The sequence below is a fragment of the Kitasatospora sp. NPDC008050 genome, from assembly GCF_042957465.1.
In the GTDB taxonomy this organism is placed as follows: domain Bacteria; phylum Actinomycetota; class Actinomycetes; order Streptomycetales; family Streptomycetaceae; genus Kitasatospora.
Window position 1 is genome coordinate 1 of record NZ_JBIBIJ010000048.1, and the last position, 9,060, is coordinate 9,060.

1 protein-coding gene is annotated in these 9,060 nt (G+C 67.1%); it reads left to right on the forward strand.

Going from position 1 to position 9,060, the window contains the following annotated elements:
- A partial coding sequence (locus ACFZB9_RS36740) for an amino acid adenylation domain-containing protein (protein ID WP_391454494.1) occupies positions 1–9,060 on the forward strand: 9,060 nt, incomplete at both ends.

Sequence of the window (9,060 nt, forward strand, 5' to 3'; positions counted from 1 at the left end):
CGCGATGGGTCCGGATGACCGGATTCCTGAGGGTGTTGTTCCGATCGGCCGGCCGATGGCGAATACGCGTGTGTATGTGCTTGATGCGCATCTGCGGCCGGTGCCGGTGGGTGTGGCGGGTGAGTTGTATATCGCTGGTGTTCAGTTGGCGCGGGGTTATCTGGGGCGTGCGGGTCTGACGGCGGAGCGTTTTGTGGCGTGTCCGTTCGGTGGGTCGGGGGAGCGGATGTATCGCACCGGTGATCTGGCGCGGTGGAACCGCGAGGGCCAACTGGAGTTCCTGGGACGGGCGGATGACCAGGTGAAGATCCGGGGGTTCCGGATCGAGTTGGGTGAGGTCGAGGCGGTGCTGGCCTCGCATCCGTCGGTGGTTCACGGTGTGGTGGTGGTGCGTGAGGATCAGCCGGGTGACAAGCGCCTGGTCGGTTACGTGGTCCCGGACGTCGGAGCTTCGTCTGATCTGGCGGAGCTGCGGCGGCACATGGCCGATGCGTTGCCGGATTACATGGTTCCGGCGGCGGTGGTGGTGCTCGATGCGTTGCCGGTGACGGTGAACGGGAAGCTGGACCGCCGTGCTCTGCCCGCGCCTGAGTATGCGGTCGGCTCCGGAGGCGGCCGTGGCCCGGCGAATGCGCGCGAAGAGGCGATATGTCAGGTGTTCGCCGAGGTGCTTGGTGTGCCCGAGGTCGGTGTGGATGACAACTTCTTCGACCTGGGTGGGCATTCGCTGCTGGCGGTGACGCTGGTCGAGCGGTTGCGTGCCCGGGGTGTGTCGGTCGATATTCGGGCTCTGTTCTCGGCGCCGACGGTGGCTGGGCTGGCCGAGTCGGTGGTGGGCCGGGCCGAGGTGGTGGTGCCGGCGAACCTGATTCCAGCCGATGCGCGGGTGATCACCCCGGAGATGTTGCCGCTGGTGGAGTTGACCGCTCAGGAGATCGACCGGGTGGTTGCCGCGGTCGGTGGTGTGGTGGCGGACATTGCGGATGTGTATCCGTTGGCGCCTTTGCAGGAGGGGATCTTCTTCCACCATCTGATGCAGGCCGGGCACGGTGTGGATGTCTACGTGTCGCCGGTAGTGCTGGGTTTTGACTCGCGTGGCCGGTTGGACGGTTTCCTGGCCGCGTTGCAGAAGGTGGTGGATCGTCACGACATTCTGCGGACCGCGGTGGTGTGGGAGGGCCTGCCCGAGCCGGTCCAGGTGGTGTTGCGTCATGCTGAGGTGCCGGTCGTCGAGGTCGAGCTTGCGGCCGGAGATGCGGTGGAGCAGCTGATGGCTCTTGGCGGGACGGTGATGGATATCCGTCGGGCGCCGTTGTTGCGGGCGTGGGTTGCCCAGGAGCCGGGCACGGGGCGGTGGCTGTTGCTGCTGCAGCGGCACCACCTGGTCACGGACCACACCGCGCTGGAGGTGTTGTTCGGTGAGTTGCGGGCGTTCGTGGAGGGCACTGAGGAGCGTCTGCCCGTGCCGTTGCCGTTCCGTGAGCATGTGGCCCAGTCCCGGCTGCGGATTTCGCGGCAGGAGCACGAAGAGTTCTTCGCGGGTCTGCTGGCGGATGTGGAGGAGCCGACCGCCCCGTTCGGTGTGCTGGACGTGCGTGGGGACGGGTCCGAGGTTGGCGAGGTTCGTCGTGCCCTGCCGTCTGAGGTGGCGGTGCGGGTGCGTGAGTGTGCGCGTGGGCTGGGGGTGAGTGCGGCCACGTTGTTCCATGTGGCGTGGGCGCGGGTGGTGGCGGCGACCTCGGGTCGTGAGGATGTGGTGTTCGGGACGGTGCTGTTCGGCCGGATGGGCGCGGGTGTGGGTGCCGACCGTGTGCCCGGCCTGTTCATCAACACGCTGCCGGTGCGGTTGTCGGTCGGGCTCGGTGTCGGTGAGGCGGTGCAGGTGATGCGCGGGCGTCTTGCCGACCTGTTGGAGCACGAGCACGCACCGTTGTCCCTGGCGCAGAAGGCCAGTGGTGTCAGCGGGCAGCTGCCGTTGTTCACGTCTCTGTTCAACTACCGGCACAGCCCCGACTCAGACGCTGTCAGTGACAGCCTGGAGGGCGTCGAGTTCCTCCGTGCGCACGATGCCACCAACTACCCGCTCTCCGTTTCGGTGGATGACACCGGCAGCGGGTTCGCGCTGACCGTGCAGGCGGTGGAGCCCGTCGATGCCCAGGCGGTTGTCGACCTAGCTTCCACCGCTCTGGAAAACCTTCTTGCGATGCTGGAGCGTGACCCGGGCCTGCCTTTGGCCCAGGTGGCGGTCCTGGATCAGGTCCAGCGTGAGCGGGTGTTGGCAGGGTGGAACGACACGGCGGTTCCGATGCCGGCTGCGACGGTGCCGCAGTTGTTCGAGGCGCAGGTGGTGAAGTCCCCGGATGCGGTCGCGCTCGTATTCGAAGGCCAGGAGCTGTCGTATGGGGAGTTGAATGCGCGGGCGAACCGGCTCGCGCGGTTGTTGGTCGGTCGGGGTGTCGGTCCGGAGTCGTTGGTCGCGGTGGTGATGGAGCGGTCGGTCGACCTGGTGGTGGCGTTGCTGGCGGTGGTGAAGGCCGGTGGTGCGTATGTGCCGATCGACCCGGCGTATCCGGCGGACCGAATCGGCTACATGCTCCAGGACGCCGCTCCGGTACTGGCCCTGTGTGACCGTGCCGCGGGGCAGATGGTGGCTGCTCTCACCGAGACGCTGCCGATTGTGTCGGTGGATGATCCGGCCGTATCCGGGCTGCTTGCCGGGTTTGACGCGGTCGACGTGTCCGATGTCGAGCGCACCGTGCCGCTTTCGCCGGCGCATCCGGCGTATGTGATCTACACGTCGGGTTCCACCGGCCGTCCCAAGGGCGTCATGATCCCGCACGCCGGTATCGCCAACCGGCTGCACTGGATGCAGGCCGAGTACGAGTTGGCGGCCGATGACCGGGTGTTGCAGAAGACGCCGTCGGGCTTCGATGTCTCGGTCCGGGAGCTCTTCTGGCCGCTGACCAAGGGCGCGACGCTCGTTGTCGCGCGGCCGGAAGGGCATCGGGATCCGGCGTACCTCGCTGCTCTGATACGTAGTGAGCGCGTGACCGTTGTCGACTTCGTTCCCTCGATGCTGCGGGCGTTCCTTCAGGAGTCGATGACCGCGGGATCTGCCGTGACGACGTTGCGATGCGTGACCTGTGGCGGTGAGGAACTTCCCGTGGATGCGGTGCACAAGTTCTTCGAGCACTTCGGTGCCGGCATGGAGCTGCACAACCTGTATGGCCCCACCGAGGCATCGATCGAGGTCACGGCTTATGAGTGTCGACCTGGGGAGACTCTGTCGGGAGTTCCGATTGGTCGCCCTTTGACCAACACGCGCGTGTATGTGCTTGATGACGCGCTGAGCCCGGTGCCGGTGGGTGTGGCGGGGGAGCTGTATATCGCTGGTGTTCAGTTGGCGCGGGGCTATCTGGGTCGTGCGGGTTTGACGGCCGAGCGCTTTGTGGCGTGTCCGTTCGGCGGGCCGGGGGAGCGGATGTATCGCACCGGTGATCTGGCGCGGTGGAACCGCGACGACCAACTGGAGTTCCTGGGACGGGCGGACGACCAGGTGAAGATCCGGGGGTTCCGGATCGAGCTCGGCGAGATCGAGAACGCGCTGCTGGCCCGTCCGCTGGTCGGGCAGGCCGTGGTGGTGGTGCGTGAGGATCAGCCGGGTGACAAGCGTCTGGTCGGCTACGTGGTCCCGGGCGTCGGCGCTTCGGTCGATGTGGCGGAGCTGCGGGGGCACATAGCCGATGCGTTGCCGGATTACATGGTTCCGGCGGCGGTGGTGGTGCTCGATGCGTTGCCGGTGACGGTGAACGGGAAGCTGGACCGCCGTGCTCTGCCCGCGCCTGAGTATGCGGTTGGTTCCGGTGGTGGGCGTGGTCCGGCGAATGCGCGTGAAGAGATCTTGTGCCAGGCGTTCGCCGAGGTGCTCGGTGTGCCGGTGGTGGGGGTGGATGACAACTTCTTCGACCTGGGTGGGCATTCGCTGCTGGCGGTGTCGTTGGTCGAGCGGTTGCGTGTCCGGGGTGTGTCGGTCGATATTCGGGCCTTGTTCTCGGCGCCGACGGTGGCCGGGCTTGCCGGGTCCCTTGCGGATCGGCGGGAGGTGGTGGTGCCGGCGAACCTGATTCCGGCCGGTGCGCGGGTGATCACCCCGGAGATGCTGTCGCTGGTGGAGCTGACCGCTCAGGAGATCGACCGGGTGGTTGCCGCGGTTGGTGGCGTGGTGGCGGACATTGCGGATGTGTATCCGTTGGCTCCTTTGCAGGAGGGGATCTTCTTCCACCATCTGATGCAGGCCGGGCACGGCACCGACGTCTATGTGTCGCCGGCCGTGCTGGGTTTTGACTCGCGTGGCCGGTTGGAGGGCTTCCTGGCCGCGTTGCAGAAGGTGGTGGATCGTCACGACATTCTGCGGACCGCGGTGGTGTGGGAGGGCCTGCCCGAGCCGGTCCAGGTGGTGTTGCGTCATGCCGAGGTGCCGGTCGTCGAGGTCGAGCTTGCGGCCGGAGATGCGGTGGAGCAGCTGATGGCTCTTGGTGAGACGGTGATGGACATCCGTCGTGCGCCGTTGTTGCGGGCGTGGGTTGCCCAGGAGCCGGGCACGGGGCGTTGGCTGTTGCTGCTGCGGCACCACCATCTGGTCATGGACCACACCACGTTGGAGGTGTTGTTCGGTGAGTTGCGGGCGTTCGTGGAGGGGGACGTGGAGCGTCTGCCTGTGCCGTTGCCGTTCCGTGAGTATGTGGCCCAGTCCCGGCTGCGGATTTCGCGGCAGGAGCACGAGGAGTTCTTCGCGGGTCTGCTGGCGGATGTGGAGGAGCCGACTGCTCCGTTCGGTGTGCTGGACGTGCGTGGGGACGGGGCCGGGCTGGGTGAGGTTCGTCGTGCCCTGTCGCCCGAGGTGGCGGCGCGGGTGCGTGAGTGTGCGCGTGGGCTCGGGGTGAGTGCGGCCACGTTGTTCCATGTGGTGTGGGCGCGGGTGGTGGCGGCGACGTCGGGTCGTGAGGATGTGGTGTTCGGCACGGTGCTGTTCGGCCGGATGAGCGCGGGCGTGGGTGCTGACCGTGTGCCCGGCCTGTTCATCAACACGCTGCCGGTGCGCTTGTCTGCCGGGCTCGCTGTCGGTGAGGCGGTGCAGGTGATGCGCGGGCGTCTTGCCGACCTGTTGGAGCACGAGCACGCACCGTTGGCGTTGGCGCAGAAGGCCAGTGGCGTCAGCGGGCAGCTGCCGCTGTTCACATCCTTGTTGAACTACCGGCACAGCCCCGACACGGATGCTGCCGGCGAAGGTTTGGAGGGCGTCGAGTTCCTGCACGGGCACGAAGGCACCAACTTCCCGCTCATAGCTGCGGTGGACGACACCGGCAGCGGGTTCGCGCTGACCGTGCAGGCGGTCGAGTCCATCGATGCCCAGGCTGTCGCGGATCTTGCGCACACCGCTCTGGACGGCCTGCTGACCGCGCTGGAGCGTGATCCCGGCCGGCCATTGGCGCAGGTGGCGGTCCTGGATCAGGCGCGGCGTGAGCGGGTGTTGGTGGGGTTGAACGACCTCACGGTCGAGGTGCCGGCTGCGACGGTGCCGCAGTTGTTCGAGGCGCAGGTGGTGAAGTCTCCGGGCGCGACCGCGGTGGTGTTCGAGGGCCGGCAGGTGTCGTACGGCGAGTTGAATGCGCGGGCGAACCGGCTCGCGCGCCTGTTGGCCGGTCGGGGTGTGGGGCCGGAGTCGTTGGTCGCGGTGGTGATGGAGCGGTCGGTCGAGCTGGTGGTGGCGTTGCTGGCGGTGGTGAAGGCCGGCGGCGCGTATGTCTCGATCGACCCGGCCTACCCGACCGACCGAATCGCCTACATGCTCCAGGACTGCCAACCGGTCATCGCTCTGTGCGACCAGGTCGCGGGGAAGACGGTGGCTGCCCTCGTCGACACGCTGCCGATCGTGTCGGCCGACGATTTCGCGACCGGCTGTGACGGGCTGCCGGACAGCGACCTGGTCGACGGTGAGCGGACTGCGGCGCTGTCGCCGGCGCATCCGGCGTATGTGATCTACACGTCGGGTTCCACCGGTCGTCCCAAGGGCGTCATGATCCCGCACGCCGGTCTCGTCAACCGGTTGTACGGGATGCAGGTCCAGTACGAGCTGGCGGCCGATGACCGGGTGTTGCAGAAGACGCCGTCGGGCTTCGACGTTTCGGTCCGGGAGTTCTTCTGGCCGCTGACCCGAGGCGCGACGCTCGTTGTCGCGCGGCCGGAGGGGCATCGGGATCCGGCGTACCTCGCAGCTCTGATACGCAGTGAGGGCGTGACCTTTGTCGATTTCGTTCCCTCGATGCTGCGGGCGTTCCTTCAGGAGTCGATGACCGCCGGATCCGCCGCGACGACGCTGCGACGCGTGAACGCCGGCGGTGAGGAACTTGCCGTGGACGCGGTGCACAAGTTCTTCGAGCTCTTCGCCGGCACGAAGCTCTACAACCAGTACGGTCCCACCGAGGTATCGATCGAGGTCACGGAATGGGAGTGCCGACCTGGGGAGGTCCTGTCGGCTGTGCCGATTGGTGGTCCTTTGGCCAACACGCTTCTGTACGTGCTTGATGATGCGCTGAACCCGGTGCCGATGGGTGTCGCGGGTGAGTTGTATCTGGCCGGTGTTCAGTTGGCGCGGGGTTATCTGGGGCGTGCGGGTCTGACGGCGGAGCGTTTCGTGGCGTGTCCGTTCGGTGGGCCGGGGGAGCGGATGTACCGCACCGGTGATGTGGTGCGGTGGAACCGCGAGGGAGCGCTGGAGTTCCTGGGCCGGGCGGATGAGCAGGTGAAGATCCGGGGATTCCGGATCGAGCTGGGCGAGGTTCAGACGGTGCTCGCCTCGCACCCCTCGGTGGCGCAGGCCGTGGTGGTGGTGCGGGAGGACCAGCCGGGTGACAAGCGCCTGGTCGGCTACGTGGTCCCGGGTGTCGGCACTTCGGTCGATGTGGCGGGGCTGCGGGGTCACATGGCCGATGCGTTGCCGGACTACATGGTTCCGGCGGCGGTGGTGGTGCTCGATGCGTTGCCGGTGACGGCGAACGGGAAGCTGGACCGCCGTGCTTTGCCCGCACCGGACTATTCGGTTGGTTCAGGTGGCCATGGCCGTGGTCCGGCGAATGCGCGTGAAGAGGTTCTGTGTCAGGTCTTTGCCGAGGTGCTCGGTGTGCCCGAGGTCGGCGTGGATGACAACTTCTTCGACCTGGGTGGGCATTCGCTGCTGGCGGTGTCGTTGGTCGAGCGGTTGCGTGCCCGGGGTGTGTCCGTCGATATTCGGGCTCTGTTCTCTTCGCCGACAGTGGCTGGGCTTGCCGCCGCGGTTGCGGATCGGCGGGAGGTGGTGGTGCCGGCGAATCTGATTCCGGCCGATGCGCGGGTGATCACCCCGGAGATGCTGCCGCTGGTGGAGCTGACCGGTGAAGAGATCGACCGGATGGTTGCCGCGGTTGGTGGTGCGGCGGCGAACATTGCGGATGTGTATCCGTTGGCGCCTCTGCAGGAGGGCATCTTCTTCCACCATCTGATGCAGGCCGGGCACGGTGTGGATGTCTACGTGTCGCCGGTAGTGCTGGGTTTTGACTCGCGTGGCCGGTTGGAGGGCTTCCTGGCCGCGTTGCAGAAGGTGGTGGATCGTCACGACATTCTGCGGACCGCAGTGGCGTGGGAGGGTCTGCCCGAGCCGGTCCAGGTGGTGTTGCGTCACGCCGTGGTACCGGTCGTCGAGGTCGAGCTCGAAGCCGGCGACGCGGTGGAGCAGCTGATGGCTCTTGGTGGGACGGTGATGGACATCCGTCGGGCGCCGTTGTTGCGGGCGTGGGCCGCCCAGGATCCGGGCACGGGACGTTGGCTGTTGCTGCTGCAGCACCACCATCTGGTCATGGACCACACCGCCTTGTACGTGCTGTTCGGTGAGTTGCGGGCGTTCGTGGAAGGCACTGAAGAGCAGCTTCCTGAGCCGTTGCCGTTCCGTGAGCATGTGGCCCAGTCCCGGCTGCGGATTTCGCGGCAGGAGCACGAAGAGTTCTTTACGGGTCTGCTGGCGGATGTGGAGGAGCCGACCGCCCCGTTCGGTGTGCTGGACGTGCGTGGGGACGGGTCCGAGGTTGGCGAGGTTCGCCGTGCCCTGTCGCCTGAGGTGGCGGCACGGGTGCGTGAGTGCGCGCGTGGGCTCGGGGTGAGTGCGGCCACGTTGTTCCATGTCGTGTGGGCGCGGGTGGTGGCGGCGACCTCGGGTCGTGAGGATGTGGTGTTCGGCACGGTGCTGTTCGGCCGGATGGGCGCGGGGGCCGGCGCCGACCGTGTGCCCGGCCTGTTCATCAACACGCTACCGGTGCGCTTGTCTGCCGGATGTGGTGTCGGTGAGGCGGTGCAGGTGATGCGCGGACGTCTTGCCGACCTGTTGGAGCACGAGCACGCACCGTTGTCCCTGGCGCAGAAGGCCAGTGGCGTCAGCGGCCCGCTGCCGTTGTTCACGTCTCTGTTCAACTACCGGCACAGCCCCGACACGGATGCTGCCGGCGAAGGTTTGGAGGGCGTCGAGCGTCTGCACGGGCAGGAAGGCAACAACTACCCGCTGACAGCTGCGGTGGACGACACCGGCAGCGGGTTCGAGTTGAGCGTGCGGGCGGTCGAGTCCATCGATGTGCACGCTGTCGCGGATCTCGCGTACACCGCTTTGGAGGGCCTGCTGACCGCGCTGGAGCGTGATCCCGGCCGGCCCTTGGCACAGGTGGCGACTCTGGACCAGGCGCAGCGTGAGCGGGTGTTGGTGGGGTGGAACGACACCGCTGTCGAGGTGTCGGCTGCGACGTTGCCGGGTCTGTTCGAGGCGCAGGTGGCGAAGTCCCCGGATGCGGTCGCGCTCGTATGCGAAGGCCAGGAGCTGTCGTATGGGGAGTTGAATGCGCGGGCGAATCGTCTTGCGCGGTTGTTGGTCGGTCGGGGTGTGGGGCCGGAGTCGTTGGTCGCGGTGGTGATGGAGCGGTCGGTCGACCTGGTGGTGGCGTTGCTGGCGGTGCTGAAGGCCGGTGGTGCGTATGTGCCGAT